Genomic DNA, 17621 nt, shown 5'->3' with positions numbered 1-17621 from the left:
AACGTTGCCCTATTTCTTGTTGTTCCTTGACTTGCCCACTCGCCAGCCACCACAACATCTGTAACTTTTCTTTCTGGTTTCCCAAAGACGTTGTTTGTAGGCGTTTTTTTAGTTCCTCTTCGCTCTCGGCGATCTCAATCTTAAATGGGCGACTCATGGGTATGCTCACTTACCGAGTTTGTTTCTCCTTATTATATGTAGCTTCACATTAAATTGGTATTAGTAGTAAGGAAATAGTAAATGATTAATCTTAAACTAGATTTGAAATAATTTAATTTTAAAGTTAAGTAAATATTAAAATAACTTGGATATATTTTTCCAAAAATGGTCAGATGGCGCTGATGCTTGCCTATCCATCTTGTTTCCTACTTTCCAATCGATAAAATCTTTCTAAAAACTTAGCCTTAAGAGTGATGATTTTATTCACCTAATATGCATTTTTACTGCTTTTTCTTACTTAAGATTGTATTCAGAAGTTGAGAAGGGCACATAATCTTATATATTGTCTAGAGAATGAAACTAATTAGTGAAACAGACAAATTCAACTTGTAAATGGTATCAAAAGTTCTTTGGCGTTCGCACACGTATCTTAAACTGGTATGTGCTGCTGATGGCTTTGTCTGCCATAGTATCAATTTTGGTAATTCGTCATGCTTTTTTTATCCGTCAAGAAAAACGTATAGAAGACTCTATAATCCAAGAATTAAAAGAATTTAAAAAAGTTGTTCAGGGAACAAACCCCGCTACAGGTAAACCATTTGGAGATGATGTAATTTCTATTTTTGATAAATACGTGTCTCGGAACTTTCCTGACGAAAATGAGTATTTCATTGCACTCTTAAATGGTAAATTTTATAAGTCAGACCCTAAAGTTATCCCAAAATCTATATATTTAGATTCAGAATTATTAAACTATTGGGCACAGCTGACCCAGCCCAAGCAAGGCAAACACATCATTTCATCTGGTACTCTCATCTATTATGTAGCTGAACCAGTAATCAAGAAAAAAAACCGTGGGGTGATGGTAGTAGTCCATTCTACTGCCCTTGAGAATCAAGAAGTGAATGAGGCAATTATCATCGTTACTCAGGTAACCATAGCCGTACTGTTTGCAGCTTCGTTGTTAGCTTGGATAGTAGCTGGAAGAGTACTTTCCCCCCTACGTCTACTAACTGAAACAGCTCGCTCGATTACTGAGTCTGACTTTAGTCGGCGCATTCCTGTACAAGGCTCAGACGAAATTGCCGAACTCACTGTTACCTTTAACGACATGGTGCAACGGCTTGAAGCCGCTTTTTCTAGTCAAAGAGACTTTATCAACGATGCCAGCCATGAACTACGAACCCCAATTACGATTATCCGGGGTCATCTAGAACTATTGAGTGTAGGTGATGACCCCGAAGAGCGACGAGAAACACTAGAATTAGTCACCGACGAACTAGATCGGATGAATCGTTTTGTCGATGATCTATTGTTACTAGCTAAGGCAGAGCAACCAGATTTTTTAAATTTGGAAACTGTAGAAATTGGTTCGTTAACTGAAGAACTATACGCCAAAGTTAAAGCTTTAGGCGTTCGAGATTGGCGGTTGGAGGCAAAAGCTTCAGGTCGTATTGTAGCTGATCGACAACGGCTGACGCAGGCAATTATGAATTTAACTGTAAATGCCACTCAGCATACTCAGGAGGGAGATGTAATTGCACTGGGTTCATCCCTGAAAAAAGGCCGGGTGCGTTTATGGGTACGTGACACTGGTAACGGCATCAACCCTAACGACCACAAACGGATTTTTCAGCGCTTTGCGCGTGGAGCTAACGGTCGCCGTTCTGATGGTGCTGGCTTGGGATTAGCAATTGTAAAGGCGATCGCTCTTGCTCACGGCGGAACGATCAAAGTCTTTAGTCGGCAGATGGGTGGAGCTACTTTTACTTTAATCCTTCCCTTAGAACCACCACAGGAGGTATTTTTACATGAAAAGAATTCTGATTGCTGAAGATGAATCTCGCATTGCTAGCTTTTTACAGAAAGGTTTTAAAGCTAATGGCTTTACTACCTATGTAGTCGAAGACGGTGAAAAAGCTGTTCTCATGGTTAACAGCGATAATTTTGACTTGCTGATTCTTGATATTGGTCTTCCCGGCAAAGATGGCTGGACAGTTTTAGAAGAGTTGCGCGGACAGGGGCAGCAGTTGCCTATCATCATTCTTACTGTTCATGACAATGTGAAGGATAAAGTCAACGGTTTTGAAAGAGGAGCTGATGACTATGTTACTAAACCATTTCGATTTGAAGAACTTTTAGCTAGGGTGCGGGCGCGGTTGCGCGATCGCTACTCACCCGATCACCAAGATGAGATGATACTCAGCATAAATGATGTTGTCCTTGACCTGCGTACCCGGAAAGTAAAAGTAGGCGATCGCCTCATCGAATTATCTGCCCGCGAATTTACCTTAGCTGAAACTTTTTTACGTCATCCTGGACAAGTCCTCAGCCGAGAACAACTCCTCAGCCATGTCTGGGGTTATGACCACGACCCTGGCAACAATATTGTTGATGTCTATGTTGGCTATCTCCGCAAGAAGTTAGGCAACAAATTTATAGAAACAGTTAGAGGCATGGGTTATGGGTTGGGATTATAAGAATTTTCTCATCTTTTTTTTAACTTCAATTAATCTTGATATGTAAAACTTACTAATAGCAATCAAAGGAAAGTTTGTTTGCTGATAAAAAGTTTAATTATCTATTCTTAAAGGAGTATTTCTTTAGGAAGAGTTAAAAAATAATAGGGGGATCAAAGAAAAGGCTGAAAATTTAAAACTAGAAATGAATCTATAAAGATGGAAAAAATACCACTAACTTTTATTCTTTATAGCTCATAGTTTTTGTGATTTAGAGTCGATGAAAATTCTGACTCAAGAAAAATTTTCAAGCATTTCAGGAGCAAATTCAATGAATATTTCGGAAATAGAACTAAATAGACTTGCTAAAGCAAAAATAGCATACACTACACGTCATGTAGATTTAAATGCGATCGCTACACTGCTTACCGGAGAAATAAAACCTGAATGTGGTGATTTAGTACTGGCGAGAGTAGATGAAACAGGACAGCACGAACGTCTCGAACTCTGCGATAGTCGTAAAGCCATCATGTTTCCCGGCGACGAAATAGTAATTTGCTACGGTAATCGTTACGCTCCGGATCAATTTGAAGCGGAGATTCCTGAAGATTTGTCACCATGTAATCTTGCAGCAGCAGGTGGCATAGCAGCAAAAGTCTTATCAGGGCACGTTAAAATGAAACCACCCACAGCCATCACTCCTATTGGCTTGCTGGGCGATCAACAAGGAAAACGGATCAACATTGCAGATTGGGCTTTACCGCCAACTAGCTATATCGGCCAGCGTCCTTGCACAATAGCTGTTGTCGGTACATCGATGAATTCAGGTAAAACTACTACAGCAGCTAACCTGATTAAGGGCTTAGTCAATGCAGGTATGAAAGTAGGAGCCGCCAAAATTACTGGGACTGGGGCAGGTGGAGACATTTGGCTGATGCGCGATGCCGGAGCTAGCTTAGTTTTAGATTTCACCCATGCTGGGTTTCCCTCCACTTATCGAGTTACCCCTCAACAAATCGAAGGAATTCTAGATACTCTGACTAATTATCTAGGAGCAGAGGGTGTAGATGCGATCGTGCTAGAGGTAGCAGATGGATTGTATCAACAAGAAACATCAGCATTAGTTTCTTCTGTTGCCTTCCGCGAGGCTATTGATGGTGTTTTGTTTGCCACTGGTAGCGCTCTAGGAGCAGCCGCAGGCATAGAATGGTTGCAAAGCTTTAATCTGCCCGTCTTAGCAGTTAGTGGTTTGGTAACTGCATCTCCGTTAGCTACACGTGAAACTGAAAAAGCCATAAATTTACCGATTTTCGATATCCAAATGCTGCGCGAACAAGCGACAGATTTATTGGAAAGTATAAAAGCAACACAATTAGTTGTTCCATCTCCTCGCCCTCTTTCCGATTTAATGCTAACTCAGCAGGTGAGTACCAACTAATTGCCACAGAGATATGATGCAGATTCCTCGTGCAATTAGTGGCAACCGTCGCTGGTTCCTTACCCGCTTGGTAATTAACGGTTTTTGTCAGGCTGCTGCTACTGTTGCAAATGCTTTGCTAGTAGAGATGGCATTTGACGAGTTGATTACAACTGTCAATCCTGGTTTAAACAACAAACTGCTGTGGCAGATTGGGTTGGGTTTGGCAGCAGCAGCAATTGTCACAGCCTTACTTCGGGTACTAGAACGAGCCGATGCTGAACGGATCGGTCAAGATTACGCTTACGAAATTCGGATGATTTTATACGAGCGTTTGATGAGCCTTGCGCCTCGCGCTCTCCAAAATCGCAGTCAGGGAGGAGTCATGCTGCGCTTCGTGGGTGATTTGACCGCCCTCCGTCAGTGGGTAAGCTTAGGTTTAGCGCGGTTAACTGTAGCTCTGACTACAACTGTCGTATCTTTAGCAGCTTTATCGATTGTCAGTACTCCTTTAGCTTTGACTGTTGGCTTAGTCTTGGCAATCGGTGGCTTAAGTTCCCTCAAGTTGGGTAAACGAATGCAGTCAGTTGCTCAAGAGTCAAGACGGCGGTTGAGTAACCTAGCGGCAAATATTAATGAAAAAGTTGCCTCTATTGCTGTAGTGCAAGTTTTTGGGCAGTCGCAACGAGAGAAAAAACGCATTGCTCGCCAAAGTCGACGGTTAGAGAAGGCAATGGTAGATCGGGCAATGGTAGCTGGTCAGTTGCGGGGAATTACAGAAGGAACCGCCGCGATCGCTTCTGGTGCAGCTTTGATCGTAGGGGCGCTGGAAGTGTCCGCTGGTCGAACTTCTGTTGGTGTAGTCGTAGCGGCAATGACGATTGTCGGGCTTTTAGTTCCCCCACTGCGAGATTTGGGCCGAGTACAGGAATACTGGCACAACTCACGGGTAGCACTGCAAAAGGTGGAACAATTCCTCAAAACTCCTTCTTTAGTCACCCAAAAAGCAAATGCTCCTGAACTCAAATTAGGGAACGGACGTTTAGAATTTGATGGTGTCAGCTTAGAGGGGTCATTGCACAAAGTAAGTGCGATCGCCCAACCAGGCCAAATAGTTGCCTTAGTAGGGCCGAATGGTGCTGGCAAGTCTACCTTAATTTCTCTAGCCGCACGTCTGATTGACCCCGATGAAGGTGTGATTCGCTTGGATGGGCAGGATTTAGCGCAACACAGCCTACAATCAGTTCGACAAGCAATTGGCATGGCTGGCCCAGATTTACCCCTACTGCGGGGAACTGTTGCTAAAAATCTCCGCTATCGCTGGCGCAATGCTCCCATTGAAGAAATTACCAGAGTTTGGCAACTTTGCGGCATCGATGAAGTGCTGGCAGAACTATCTCAAGGTGAGGAAACCAAAGTTTCTGAGGGTGGCAAGACTTTATCAGCCGGACAACGCCAACGTATCGCACTAGCACGGGCAATTCTAGGCAATCCACCATTATTACTGCTTGATGAAGTAGATGCTAATTTAGATGCCCAAGCTACAGCCATTGTAGACCGCGTACTGGCGGAACACAAAGGCACAGTATTAATTATCACCCACCGCAAAGAACGTCTCGCCGCCGTCGATGTGATTTGGTATTTAGAGAATGGACGGTTAATAGAAAAAGGCTCTCCAGAAGTGCTGCTCAACCGTGATAGCCTCACCGCACGGTTGTTTCAAGACAGCGAAGAAAAAGTTTTGTCTGCTTAAAAAATAAACCATCTTAACTAAGGAGAAAATCATGAAAAAAATTGTAATTTCACAATTTGCCGCAGTTCTATCTTTATCATCGATGGTGATTGGTACACCTGTGGCTTTGGCCGAAGATACACAATGCCGGAGAACACTTGGTAATGTACTAATTGATGGAAACTTAATTGTACCGGATGGTGCCTCCTGTTCCCTTGACGGTACAACCATTAGAGGTGATGTTACAGTCAAGTCTCGCGCCACTTTGATTGTTAATGGAGCCAATATTTCTGGCAGTATTCAAAGCGAAGGCGCTAACAAAATTGATATCAACTCCGATACGCGTACTGGTAACAATGTTTTACTGCGTAGGGGGGTAGAAGTTACTATTGATGGAGCCACTATTACAGGCGATCTACAACTCGAAAGCAACACTGGCGAAATTAGGGTCGCAAGTAACACCATTATTGGAAACTTGCAAGCTAAAAGCAATAAAGATGGTGGTGGTATCATAATTTCTTCCAATCAGATAGGCAACAATTTACAGTGTCAAGACAACGATCCTTCTCCCACAGGTGGTAATAATACCGCCAAGCAGAAAGAGGGGCAGTGCGAGAATTTGTAATGTTGCAAGTTTTCAAGCTAGGTTCAGTAATTTTAGCTGTCACTCTGGTGCTAACAGGAAAGGCTTTTGCAGTTACAGATCAGCAAAACTCTTCCTTAGCCCAGATGAACAGCTTTTCTCAGCTAGCAGATATCAAACCCACTGACTGGGCATTTCAAGCCTTAAAATCTTTAGTAAAACGCTATGGTTGCATTACTGATTTTAGTAACTATGCAGGCGAACGAGTTCTTACCCGATACGAATTTGCAATAAGTTTAAATGCTTGTTTGCTCAGTATAAATCAACTTTTAGCCGCAGATCATAATCTCTTGGTGCAAGATGATTTATCTACCTTGCGGCGTTTACAGGAGGAATTTGCTTTAGAGTTAAATAGTTTAGAAGCACGAGTTGACAATTTAGAAGTGCAAACAACTCAATTGTCAGCGCAGCAGTTTTCCACCACCACCAAATTGAGTGGAGAAGTGATAATTGCGATCGCAGGGTTCACTGGTACAAATAAAGCTGATGACCCAGATAAACCCATCAACGATAATATCTTTCTTGGTAGTCGGGTACGTTTGAACTTTGATACAAGCTTCACAGGTGAAGACCGTCTCAGAATTCGTTTGCAAGCCAGAAATACCCCTTCACTCGATAGAGTTACAGGTACTGCAATGGCTCGTTTGGGGTTTGATGGAGATAGTAATAATGAATTAGAAATAAGCCGTTTAGAGTATCGCTTCCCAATTAGCAAACAAGCCAGAGGTTTTATTGAAGCGACGGCGGGAGAACTCAATGATTTTACTGGTGTTGTTAATCCCTTTTTTAGCAGCAGTAGCCGTGGTGCAATTTCTCGTTTTGGACGACGTAACCCAATCTATCGTCAAGGCTTTGGTACAGGAGTAGGAATTGATTATGAATTTAGCGATGCTGTAAGTTTGAGTGTAGGTTATATTGCTGATCGTGCTAACGATCCTGAAGTTGGAATTAGTGAAAGTCCTTACAGTGCAATTGCCCAGTTGACCCTGGAACCGATAAAAAATGCAGAGATTGGTTTAACTTATGTGCGCTCATACAATAATATCAGCACGGGGACTGGAAGCGAACTTGCTAACGACCCATTTGATAATGATAGCGATCGCATCACTGCCAATTCTTATGGAGTCCAAGGAAGTTGGCGATTGAATCGTCATTTTAATCTTGGGGGTTGGCTCGGTTTTACACAAGCTACAGCCGAAGATTTATCAAGCAAACCAACAGCAGATATTTTTAACTATGCAATAACCCTTGCCTTTCCTGATGCCGGGAAAGATGGTGATTTAGCTGGCATTGTCATTGGTCAACCGCCGAAAGTTATTAGCAACGAATACGGCAGAGAGTTTACAGACGAAGCTAATTCTTGGCATTTAGAACTGTTTTACCGTTTTCCAGCTACCGACAATATCGCTATTACCCCTAGTTTATTAGTAATTACTAATCCAGAACACAAATACAATAGCGACACAATTTATATGGGAACTGTTAGAACTACTTTTTCTTTCTAAATACGGACTATGAAAACCTCTCGTCTTTTTAACTTCATTCTGATTGCTTTATTAAGCTTGGGAGTAGTTGTGGTCATGAAAGATAATAATTTTCAAACTAACAGCACCAAAAACGCCATTGCATCTGAAATTACTAATGCTCCTCAAGCTCGTGTCTATCTCGGTTTACCCCAAAGTCAGGTTAATGCTAAAACAGCCAATAAAATTAAGCCTGAGATTGTGAAATTACCGAATTTGTTAAAAAAAACAAATGAACCTTGGCATTTGAAGGGTAAACAAGTAGAAGTTGTTAACTACGGGGTGCTAGTTGAGAAAGATAAAAAAACAGGCGAATTGCGAGGTGTTCCAATGGGGAATGCTGAAGGAGATTCGTTTTTGTACGATCCGGCTAGTGGTGGTTCTACTCCAAAGCAAAATGAGGAGGCTAAAGGAAGAGAAAACGATCGCGTTTTAAGTGCGGCACGCTTCGGTGAGGCTAATGCCTATTATCACGCTGACCGGACATTAACTTACGCTAATAGTTTACTAGCAGAACTCGGCGAAAAACCACTTCCCTACTTGCGCGTAGTAGTAAATGACCATTCTTGTTCACAATTATCAGGCTACCGACAAAATGATTGTGACGAGCGTAGTGGTGAGGCACGTTCTTTTGGTGGGGGCCATTATCGCCGACCAAGCGATCGCTTCGATGATGAAGGCTTTGAGCATCAAGTGGAAGAAATTAATTCTGCCGGAGAAGCGCATTTAGGCCCTGGTAATGACTTTATTAAAGATGCTGATGGCGATCGCGTGGTTGTCAATGGCTATCCTTATAACGAAAATCCTTCCCACAACGCCGCAATTATTATTCATGAAACAGCACATCATATTGTCAGCCACACCGCAGACTTTCGTGAAAACCAGAACCGCCAAAATAATCAATATAGCAACCGTAAAATCCATCTGGATGAAGGAACTTGTGATTATTGGACAGCAGTAATGCTAAACTCTCCTGACATTTACGAATGGCAAAGAGCTGACGAAAAGCTAACAGATAAAAGCAATCGCAATCTCAGCGGTCCTCGTACAACTGCCAATTTTGTCCAAGACGGTGACCCTCATGAGAACGGTAATATTTGGAGTTCCACACTATGGGATTTACGACAAGCGATCGGCGATGGTCGCAAAACCGATTTGCTGGTAATGAAAACATTATTGTTGTTTGGTGAGATTGAAGCAGATAACCCAAAAGCAAAACGCAAAATTCGCCGAAATGAAAAAATTGATCAAAAAGATGAATTCCGTGATGGTTTAGCAAAGATACTTCAAGCAGACGAATTACTTTATAACAAAGTCAATCACATTTTAATTATTAATACTTTTAGCAAACGTGGTATTAACGTCAAAACGCCTGATAGCGCCTTTAGAAATTAAAGTATTATTTTGGCATGGCGCGTTTGTCCTGCTACCCTGAATACCATGCCTCAGATAGAAACCGCAAGACTTTTACTAAGAACCTATACCCCTCAAGATTTAGATGAACTTGCTGCTATTTTGAGCAACCCAGAAGTTATGAGGTATTCACCCAGAGGGCCTATACCTAAAGATCAAATCAAAGAAGTAACGCAGAAAACATTACAATTTTTTATTAAACACTGGCAACAGCACGGTTTCGGTGTGTGGGCTGTAGTGGAAAAAGCCACCGCCGAGTTAATTGGTCATTGTGGACTGAATTTTTTACCCAATAGCCCTGAAGTCGAAGTTCTTTATCGGTTAGATAAAGCTTACTGGAATCAAGGAATTGCCAGCGAAGCCGCAAAGGCAAGTTTGAGGTATGGCTTTGAGCAAGTCAAGCTAGATCGTATCGTCGCCATCACTGCACCAGAACATATAGCTTCGCGTCGTGTGATGGAGAAATGCGGGTTGAAATACGAAAAAAATGCTCAGTTTTATAACTTAGATGTAGTGTATTATGCTCTGGCTCGTTCCGAATGGCGATCGGATGATTCTCTTTACATTTCGCAATCTTAAAATTATCAGATCCCGCAGCCTACAGAATCATGGGCGAACCAACTGCTACATATAAAAGCCACTGCTGCAAACTCAATAAAGCTATAGAGAATATATGCTTTAGGTCTTTGATAGGGACGCATAGCTGTGCGTTCTACTAGGTTTCTTGTATTAATTATTTCATACATATCCGTTAAGTATGAAACAATACCATATTTTTATGTTTAAGTCTTATATCTAAAGGTAGATGATTAAGGTTAAAATTTGGGAAAGCTAAGAGAGATTCATTCCTAAAACATATCCTGCCATTTATCGCAGAATGCAACTGAGGCCAGATGACGCAACCTTTAAATCGAGTCAAAGAGTGGGAACAACGTCGTGATGAAGCAAGCCGCTACTACCAGCGCGGGAGATTCCAAGAGTCTCTGGAGCTAGCAACGGAGAATTTACACTTGGCTAGATCAATTCCAGACAGAGCCAGAGAAGGTTATACATTAAACGACCTTGGTTTAGCTCACCTCAGTTGCTGGCAACCTCAAAAAGCATTAGAGCGCTTTAATCAAGCGCTTTCGGTTGCTGTTGAAATTGGCAACGCGCCAGCACAAGCAACTGCACTTAGCAATCTAGGTTCTACCTACAGCCGTCTTGGACGCTTCTCGCAAGCCTTGGAATATTTTGACCAAGCACTACCAATTTTTAGACGATCGCAAGATACTCAAAGTGAAATTTCTACTCTTAATGATGTAGCACTAATTTATACGCGCTTAGGAGAACCTAAACGGGCGCTGTTGCTACAACACCAAATTTTAAGGATGCGGCGATTGGTAGGTGACTTTTCTGGTGAGGCAACAACCCTCAATGGTATTGGGTTTGCTTACAATGTCTTAGGTAAGTTTGAGGAAGCTCTAGAATTTTTTCAAGCAGCACTTCCAATTCAACGAGCTGTTAAGAATTTGGCTGGTGAAGCAACCACTTTGAATAATATTGCCTCAATCTATAGTGATTTAGGAAAACCGAAACAAGCTCTATTGCTCTACTATCAAGTTCTTTTGACACGTCGAGCAATCAGCGATCGCTCTGGTGAGGCAACAACACTTCACAACATTGGTTATACCTATACCACTCTGGCAGAGCATCGGCAAGCAATGAAGTTCTATAAGCAAGGCATTGCGATTTATCAACAACTAGGCGATGGCCTTGGGGAAATTTCAACTTTGCTGAATATGGGAAGCCTTTACGCTACAACGAAACGCAAAAAAATGGCGCGATCGTGCTACCAAAACGCCCAAGACTTAGCAGAGCAAATCGAACACCAGCCACTCTTGGAAAAAGTACAGGAGTTTATAGATTCTCTGTAGTTTGATGCAGCAAGCTTAGATTCCCGATTTCTTTTAAAGAAGTCGGGAATTTTGTTGTTCGAGTTGAAGCTCAAAAAATTACCAACTTGGCTACCGCCAACCATATACTGCTCAACAGGTTAGGATCATCAAGAAGTAATAATTTTTTATGGCATCGCCAGGAGTCTCTAAATGTTCATTAGCGAATTGTCACCTATATTCAAAGAATTTATCCAGCATCCAGTCTCATTTGTCGGTGGGTTATTCTCTGGTGTGCTTCGGCTCAATCTTGCAGATGATCCTGTAAAAAGTTGGCTTGATCAACAGATCGGCTCCAATAATTACACCAGCACCACAACAGGAACACATAATGGCAAAACAAGTGGGCCTCAACAGATTTCGATTGATTAAATTTTTCGGTAGCAAATCAGGCTAATCATTTTAGTCGAATACTCCCACATTGTTGCAGTTCAGATCAGATCCCCCCGCCTGCGGCGACCCCCTTAAAAAGGGGGTAAATATCAGAAAAAGCCCCCCAATTTATCGGGGGGTTGGGGGAATCTCCGAGAGATAAACATGTTAACAGAACCGTATTGATAGTGTGCGAATCTATTACAAAGGAACTTTCCATCTCTTCCACATTAAGGGATACTAAAGCCAGGTAAGTAAATAGGTAAGGAAATATGGAATCCCTAACCTCTCGTATGCAGGCGGTACAGTCGCCAATTATTCCTGTGGTTGGGGAACTGATTAAAAATTCTCCTGGAACAATTTCTCTAGGACAGGGTGTTGTTTCTTACAACCCACCACCGGAAGTGATAGAATTTTTACCCAAATTCTTAGCTGAATCCACTAATAATTTATACAAATCGGTTGAAGGAATTCCCCCGTTGCTGACAGCACTTGCAGGAAAATTGCAAGCCTTCAACGGCATTGAAATCAATGAGGAAAACTGCATCGTCGTGACAGCCGGGAGCAATATGGGATTTATGAATGCCATTCTTGCGATCACTAACCCAGGCGATGAAATTATTTTGAATACGCCCTACTATTTCAACCACGAAATGGCGATCGCAATGGCTGGTTGTCGTGCAGTGTTAGTGGCGACGGATGAAAATTACCAATTACGCCCAGATGCGATCGCTCAAGCAATTACTCCCAAAACACGGGCTGTAGTCACAATTTCACCAAATAACCCGACTGGAGTTGTCTATTCTGAAGCGGCATTGCGCCAAGTAAATCAAATTTGTGAGGCTCGTAGCATTTACCACATCAGCGATGAGGCCTATGAATACTTTACCTATAACGGGGTAAAACACTTTTCTCCTGGCGCATTTGGGAGTTCCAAGTCCACCATTTCTCTCTTTAGCCTTTCCAAAGCATACGGTTTTGCCAGTTGGCGCATTGGCTACATGGTGATTCCCAAACACTTATTTGTCGCCGTTAAAAAAATCCAGGATACGATTTTGATTTGTCCGCCAGTAATTTCGCAATATGCGGCTTTAGGAGCATTACAAGCAAAATCGGAGTATTTCCAGAGTAATATAGGTGCGTTGGCTCAAGTGCGGCAATTAGTACTCGATTCCCTTAACCGCTTACAAGGTTTATGTAGTATTACACCCGCCAATGGCGCTTTTTATTTTTTCCTCAAAGTTAATACTCAGATGGACGCTTTTGAGTTAGTTAAAAGACTAATCCAGGAATATAAAGTAGCAGTCATTCCAGGTACAACCTTTGGCATGGATGACGGATGCTACCTACGCGTTGCCTACGGTGCGCTGCAAAAAGAGACAGCAAAAGAAGGTATAGAAAGATTGGTGCAAGGTTTGGAAACTATAGTTAGAAGTTAGGAGTTAGGAGTTAGGAGTTAGGAGTTTGGAGTTTGGAGTTGATGTTTAATTTATGAGAACGTTAGACTGTGTTGGCGTACCTCGTCGGTAATCCCAGATATAAAATTGAAGAGATGCCAATTATTAATAAGTTAATTGAAATTGAAACTGAACCCAAAATCAATATTTATAATATAACCCCACAAATAAAAGATTTTCTGGCTTCAACATCAATTAAAAACGGACAAGTTTTAGTATTTTCTCGACATACTACAACAGCTTTAGCTATCAACGAAAATGAAGTCAGATTGTTAGAAGATATAAAACTATTCTTGCAAAAATTAGCACCTGAATCAGACTGTTACTTACATAATGACTTGCATTTAAGAGATGTTCCAGAAGATGAGCCGATTAATGCTCACTCTCACTTAATGGCAATGATGCTGACCACTAGTGAGATAATTCCAGTTGTGGATGGTAAATTAGCTTTGGGAACCTGGCAATCTGTGTTGTTTTTTGAGTTGGATGGGCCGCGCAAAAGAACGGTATCTGTCCAAATTTCTGGCGAATAATGCAACTTCGCACTTGCAATCCTTCCAAAACAACCCAAATCTGAGAGAATTACGAAAACGATCAACAAGTGCATCAGTTGAATTTACTTACAGCAATTAAAAATCTGAAAGAATGTTTTTAAGCATAACCTTCCTTTCCACAAACCAGGACTTTTGTTGTGTCAAAGGTAGACGCAATTAACTATGAAAAATAACGATAACTTTGTATTACGTAATACTTGGTATTATGCTCTGCCTAGTAATCAGATCAAGCCAGGTATGATGGTCAGCCGCATTTTTTTGGGAGAGCCTGTGCTGTTAGTCCGCGGACAGGATGGTAAAGTCTCTGCAATGACGGACATTTGCCCGCATCGCGGTGTGCCCTTGAGTTGTGGCAGATTCGATGGGCAGGAAGTGGAATGCTGCTACCACGGTTGGCGCTTTAACCCGGCTGGACGCTGTACTGCAATTCCATCTCTTGTAGAGGAGCAGAAGATGGATTTGAGTCGCTTCGACGTAAAGTCTTATGCAATCCGGGAAGCCCAAGGGAATATCTGGATATATATGCCTGATCCCGATAACCCTCAACCTGCTTCTGAGATGGAGATCCCAGTAATTCCAGGGTTTGATGAGCGATTGCCCCAGTTCATAGAGGTGATGAGATTTCCTTGTTTTGTGGATCATGCAGTGGTAGGTCTGATGGACCCTGCTCATTCACCTTATGTTCATCGCGCTTGGTGGTGGCGAAGTGAGCAACTGCACGAGGAAGTTAAGCAATTTGACGCTTCGCCCTACGGCTTTACGATGCGACGGCACCGATTGCCAGCCAATGGAGGTCGATTATACTTGCTGATTGGTGGTGGTGTGCCGGAAACGGAGATTTCTTTTCGTTTACCTGGAGTCAGAATCGAAGAAACCACAATTGGCAAGCATCGAGTCGTTAATTTAACGGCAGTTACACCCATTTCCGACACAGAAACTGAGGTAAATTTTGTTCTTTACTCGACACTTCCTTGGGTGGGATTTTTCAAGCCACTGCTACACGTGTTGGCACAAACCTTCCTGGGACAAGATCGAACGGTTGTGGAAAAGCAGCAGATCGGTCTGAAATATAATCCTGTGTTAAGGCTGATTAAAGACTCAGATATGCAGGCGCAGTGGTATTACCAGTTGAAGCGGGAGTATGCTCGATCTGTCGCTGAAAAACGAGAATTTGTTAACCCTGTCAAGGATCAGATACTCCGCTGGCGTGCTTAAATTACTCCAAAGTAAATTCTGCAAATTCTCTTTGTCCAAACTGCATATTTCGATCTATGGCTGAAAAAATTTTATTATTGGCACGCTCGCTATTTAAACAGCGAGCAACTAACTGCGCCACATCTGCACGATTGATGCTACCACTAATGTGCGGATCTTCAGTCAAAACGCCATTACCCGTTGCTGGTTCTGACTTTAGTCCACCTGGGCGGATGATTGTATAAGTGAGTCCACTGGCAATTAAGTGTTGTTCAGCTTTGTCTTTCTCAGCTAAAACTGTTCCTAGTGCTACTAAAACTTGGGGTGACAGAGCAACAACACTATTGCCAGCACCAATGGAAGACACAAGAATAAATTTTTGTACTCCAGCTTTAACTGCTGCATCGATCAGATTTCTATTACCAGGGTAATCTGCCCTTTCTCCTTCTGATGGTAAACCGCCAATTGTACTGATAACCGTGTGAATAGGTTCATCTGTCAACATTGCACGTTCTACATCCTCTACATTCAAGGCATCTCCCAAGACTACCTCAATACCGATTTTTTCTAGTTCAGTAGCAACTGCTGCTGTTCTCAGAAGTGCTTTTACCTTTAACTGTTGCGCTGTGAGATATTGAGCAATTTCTCGACCAACACCGCGACTTGCTCCAGCCAGAAAAATATAAGATGCACTTGTCATAATAAATTTAACTATTTACGTTCAAAGGATTTTATCAGAGGATTGGCAGTATTCAATAATTGCTCAAGCGACTGAGATGCTTCTGGTTGGTGGCGAACATAAGTGTCAATAAACAAACTAATGATTTCACCCATCAGCAAACGGAAGCTTTCTTGGGGTTGCGTGGCGGGAAAGTCTAACAAGGGTGTATCTAGGGTGGAATCTAGCTGCTCAACTATCGAAAAGTGATTTGCCCCATCCAGAAGTACCAGATAGCTATCATTTCGTCCGCCAGTAATTGCTTCTTGGAATGTACGGATGACTGGGGTGGTAGCATTTCCAGGAGTTATACCATAGCGATCGCTATTGTTCGCAATTACTCCATCACAGGTTCCTCCTATCAGTAGAAGTGGTAGGGAGTCTGGTAAGGGTAAGATAGTACCTGCTTCATACCCCAATAATAAGGTTCCCATTGTATGTGAACCATAACCAAAAGATGCTGCAACTTGAGGGAAAAAATCAGGATCAGCATTTTCGATTGCTACTCTACCACCTGCGGAGTGTCCACCTAAAATTATTCTTTGTAGATCAAGCATTCCAGCCAAAATACCCTCAGACTGTAACTGTTCCACTTTCGCTAGCAGTGCTGGCAAAGCCGATGCAGTGGGAACAGTACGATAAATTGTTGGTTTTCCCTTTTCAAAATCAACCCCTGGAGTCAGACTAATTATTCCTGGTATAGTTTCCGCAATCCAGTTAAAGAGAATCACCACTAATCCACGTTCAGCGAGTTTAACCGCCAACCATTGATATTGTTGAGCATCACAGTTAATGCCGTTGAAGAAAATCACTACTGGAAAAGGTGCTTTTTCTAAATCAACTGCCAAATCCCTATTTGTTTGTACCTTACGCCTCAACATCTGTGCTGGATAGAGAATTTTCAGGTGAATGGTATCGTAAGGAGACTGAAAACCCTCGACTTTAGCAGCTTGGAAAAAAGCACGAACTGTCATCTGGTTTTTCCTGATATCATTGAAAATTTTTTATTACTCAGGTAGAAGTGATCCTAGCAATCCCAATCTAGCGATCGCAAATAACTGAGTAACTATAATTACAAAAATATAGGACTCTTACTGAATTTTGTTCAAAAATGCAGTACACCTTTATTCCTTTTTCCCTGTTCCCTCTTTTTATGAGTGGTTCAATAATCAAATCATAGTCCTATATTAGGATAGGAATTATACTTAACCCATTTGCAGGAAGTAGTTTAGTAAACAATTGTGCCAATCTAGCAAATAGCTTTTTTTTGGATTGACTTATGGCTAAAAAATCTCAAACAAATCTAGAACAATACCAAGATGTCAGATTATCTGCCACCACCAGAATCTGGGTAATTACAGTCGCTATTCTTGGAGTTTGCGTCCCACTGTCAGCCGTTACTAGAAGCGGTGCTATTCTTCCTTTAGTTGCTATTGGTGGCGCAGCCGTTGGTACAGTTGCTGTTTGGCGTTCTGATGAGCAAAAATCAAAAGCTAACTATTTGCAACAGCAACAAATAGAACTGTTAGAGCAAAGATTAGCAAATTTAGAAACAATTGTTAGCAGTGATGACTTGAACTTGCAAATGAAAATTAAACAGATTGAGGCAAGAGATACTTTTGGCAACTCCTCTGATGTAAGTACTACACCTAGGCAACCAAAACGCAAAGGTTAAAATTAAGCAATGTTCACCGTTTATACCAATTTCAGATAATCTCCCTTAAAATCATCATTACTGAGTTGTTTTTGTGTAAGTATTTGTTGACTTAATGTTACGGCAACCTTTGAAATCCCTCTCAGATTAAACTTTCCTTTGCAGCTAGAAGTGTTTCCCTAGAAACAGTATCTGCTTCTCCATCTCCGTTAGAATTGACTGACATCATTTAATTCTATATACTTCAACTGCATCAGTTCATGAAATGTCTAAGTACAATAATCTCTATCTTTACCTGAAACATCTGCTTATGGCTGTGTTTTATTAGACTACTAAGATTACTGTATTTTTAATTAACTAAGGTTATAAACTTGAGTAATTGCATTGGTATA

General features: G+C 41.8%; 16 protein-coding genes. 14 read left to right on the top strand and 2 right to left on the bottom strand.

Annotation, left to right across the window (positions count from 1 at the left end; genetic code table 11):
• The first annotated feature begins 526 nt into the window (after positions 1–526).
• From H6G96_RS23365 to H6G96_RS23305, 13 genes are all read left to right on the top strand, one after another.
• Complete coding sequence (locus H6G96_RS23365) at positions 527–1993, top strand: HAMP domain-containing sensor histidine kinase (RefSeq protein ID WP_347242274.1); 1467 nt, start codon at positions 527–529, stop codon at positions 1991–1993.
• Positions 1971–2639, top strand: coding sequence for a response regulator transcription factor (locus H6G96_RS23360; protein ID WP_190913882.1), 669 nt, complete (start codon positions 1971–1973; stop codon positions 2637–2639). Before H6G96_RS23365 ends, H6G96_RS23360 begins: the two co-directional genes overlap by 23 nt.
• Before the next feature lie 310 nt (positions 2640–2949).
• Complete coding sequence (locus tag H6G96_RS23355; RefSeq protein ID WP_190913880.1) at positions 2950–4056, top strand: molybdopterin-guanine dinucleotide biosynthesis protein MobB; 1107 nt, start codon at positions 2950–2952, stop codon at positions 4054–4056.
• A 13-nt stretch (positions 4057–4069) separates the two neighbouring features.
• Complete coding sequence (locus H6G96_RS23350; protein WP_190913878.1) at positions 4070–5788, top strand: ABC transporter ATP-binding protein; 1719 nt, start codon at positions 4070–4072, stop codon at positions 5786–5788.
• A 31-nt stretch (positions 5789–5819) separates the two neighbouring features.
• Positions 5820–6392 carry a hypothetical protein gene (locus H6G96_RS23345; RefSeq protein ID WP_242063378.1) on the top strand — a complete coding sequence of 191 codons (573 nt, stop codon included), beginning with the start codon at positions 5820–5822 and terminating at the stop codon, positions 6390–6392.
• Positions 6392–7915 (top strand): iron uptake porin, encoded by a 1524-nt coding sequence (locus H6G96_RS23340; RefSeq protein ID WP_190913875.1) that lies wholly within the window; start codon positions 6392–6394, stop codon positions 7913–7915. The genes H6G96_RS23345 and H6G96_RS23340 overlap by 1 nt, the downstream gene beginning before the upstream one ends.
• Positions 7916–7924: 9 nt before the next feature.
• Complete coding sequence (locus H6G96_RS23335; protein WP_190913873.1) at positions 7925–9328, top strand: M36 family metallopeptidase; 1404 nt, start codon at positions 7925–7927, stop codon at positions 9326–9328.
• A gap of 9 nt (positions 9329–9337) precedes the next feature.
• The gene (locus H6G96_RS23330; RefSeq protein WP_242063377.1) at positions 9338–9925 is read left to right on the top strand and encodes a GNAT family N-acetyltransferase; all 588 of its coding nucleotides are present in this window, start codon (positions 9338–9340) and stop codon (positions 9923–9925) included.
• A 314-nt stretch (positions 9926–10239) separates the two neighbouring features.
• A complete protein-coding gene (locus tag H6G96_RS23325; protein WP_190913871.1) occupies positions 10240–11262 on the top strand; it encodes a tetratricopeptide repeat protein in 1023 nt (340 codons plus the stop codon).
• A 171-nt stretch (positions 11263–11433) separates the two neighbouring features.
• Entirely contained in the window at positions 11434–11652 is a 219-nt protein-coding gene (locus H6G96_RS23320; protein ID WP_190913869.1) for a hypothetical protein, read from the top strand.
• Between the two features lie 272 nt (positions 11653–11924).
• Positions 11925–13091 (top strand): pyridoxal phosphate-dependent aminotransferase, encoded by a 1167-nt coding sequence (locus H6G96_RS23315; RefSeq protein ID WP_190913867.1) that lies wholly within the window; start codon positions 11925–11927, stop codon positions 13089–13091.
• A gap of 113 nt (positions 13092–13204) precedes the next feature.
• On the top strand, positions 13205–13642 hold the full coding sequence (locus H6G96_RS23310; protein ID WP_190913865.1) for a secondary thiamine-phosphate synthase enzyme YjbQ: 438 nt from the start codon (positions 13205–13207) through the stop codon (positions 13640–13642).
• Positions 13643–13825: 183 nt separating this feature from the next.
• Positions 13826–14878 carry an aromatic ring-hydroxylating dioxygenase subunit alpha gene (locus tag H6G96_RS23305; protein WP_190913863.1) on the top strand — a complete coding sequence of 351 codons (1053 nt, stop codon included), beginning with the start codon at positions 13826–13828 and terminating at the stop codon, positions 14876–14878.
• A gap of 1 nt (position 14879) precedes the next feature.
• Here H6G96_RS23305 and H6G96_RS23300 read toward each other — a convergent pair whose 3' ends face one another.
• Both H6G96_RS23300 and H6G96_RS23295 read right to left on the bottom strand, forming a co-directional pair.
• Positions 14880–15557 carry an SDR family oxidoreductase gene (locus tag H6G96_RS23300; RefSeq protein WP_190913861.1) on the bottom strand — a complete coding sequence of 226 codons (678 nt, stop codon included), beginning with the start codon at positions 15555–15557 and terminating at the stop codon, positions 14880–14882.
• Positions 15558–15568: 11 nt separating this feature from the next.
• A complete protein-coding gene (locus tag H6G96_RS23295; protein WP_190913859.1) occupies positions 15569–16549 on the bottom strand; it encodes a dienelactone hydrolase in 981 nt (326 codons plus the stop codon).
• Between the two features lie 305 nt (positions 16550–16854).
• Between H6G96_RS23295 and H6G96_RS23290 the strand changes: the two genes are divergently transcribed.
• Positions 16855–17250 (top strand): hypothetical protein, encoded by a 396-nt coding sequence (locus H6G96_RS23290; protein ID WP_190730696.1) that lies wholly within the window; start codon positions 16855–16857, stop codon positions 17248–17250.
• Positions 17251–17621 lie beyond the last annotated feature (371 nt).

The organism is Nostoc sp. FACHB-892 (assembly GCF_014698795.1).
Lineage (GTDB): Bacteria > Cyanobacteriota > Cyanobacteriia > Cyanobacteriales > Nostocaceae > Nostoc.
The sequence above is the reverse complement of the archived record's forward strand: the minus strand, read 5'-3'. Positions and strand labels throughout refer to the sequence as shown.

Excerpts from the sequence above, each read along its gene's own strand:
- H6G96_RS23355 (WP_190913880.1), top strand. The coding sequence starts at position 2,950 with ATGAATATTTCGGAAATAGAACTAAATAGACTTGCTAAAGCAAAAATA.
- H6G96_RS23290 (WP_190730696.1), top strand. The coding sequence starts at position 16,855 with ATGGCTAAAAAATCTCAAACAAATCTAGAACAATACCAAGATGTCAGA.
- H6G96_RS23315 (WP_190913867.1), top strand. The coding sequence starts at position 11,925 with ATGGAATCCCTAACCTCTCGTATGCAGGCGGTACAGTCGCCAATTATT.
- H6G96_RS23340 (WP_190913875.1), top strand. The coding sequence starts at position 6,392 with ATGTTGCAAGTTTTCAAGCTAGGTTCAGTAATTTTAGCTGTCACTCTG.
- H6G96_RS23295 (WP_190913859.1), bottom strand. The coding sequence starts at position 16,549 with ATGACAGTTCGTGCTTTTTTCCAAGCTGCTAAAGTCGAGGGTTTTCAG.
- H6G96_RS23345 (WP_242063378.1), top strand. The coding sequence starts at position 5,820 with ATGAAAAAAATTGTAATTTCACAATTTGCCGCAGTTCTATCTTTATCA.
- H6G96_RS23300 (WP_190913861.1), bottom strand. The coding sequence starts at position 15,557 with ATGACAAGTGCATCTTATATTTTTCTGGCTGGAGCAAGTCGCGGTGTT.
- H6G96_RS23310 (WP_190913865.1), top strand. The coding sequence starts at position 13,205 with ATGCCAATTATTAATAAGTTAATTGAAATTGAAACTGAACCCAAAATC.
- H6G96_RS23360 (WP_190913882.1), top strand. The coding sequence starts at position 1,971 with ATGAAAAGAATTCTGATTGCTGAAGATGAATCTCGCATTGCTAGCTTT.
- H6G96_RS23305 (WP_190913863.1), top strand. The coding sequence starts at position 13,826 with ATGAAAAATAACGATAACTTTGTATTACGTAATACTTGGTATTATGCT.
- H6G96_RS23350 (WP_190913878.1), top strand. The coding sequence starts at position 4,070 with ATGATGCAGATTCCTCGTGCAATTAGTGGCAACCGTCGCTGGTTCCTT.
- H6G96_RS23320 (WP_190913869.1), top strand. The coding sequence starts at position 11,434 with ATGTTCATTAGCGAATTGTCACCTATATTCAAAGAATTTATCCAGCAT.
- H6G96_RS23325 (WP_190913871.1), top strand. The coding sequence starts at position 10,240 with ATGACGCAACCTTTAAATCGAGTCAAAGAGTGGGAACAACGTCGTGAT.
- H6G96_RS23335 (WP_190913873.1), top strand. The coding sequence starts at position 7,925 with ATGAAAACCTCTCGTCTTTTTAACTTCATTCTGATTGCTTTATTAAGC.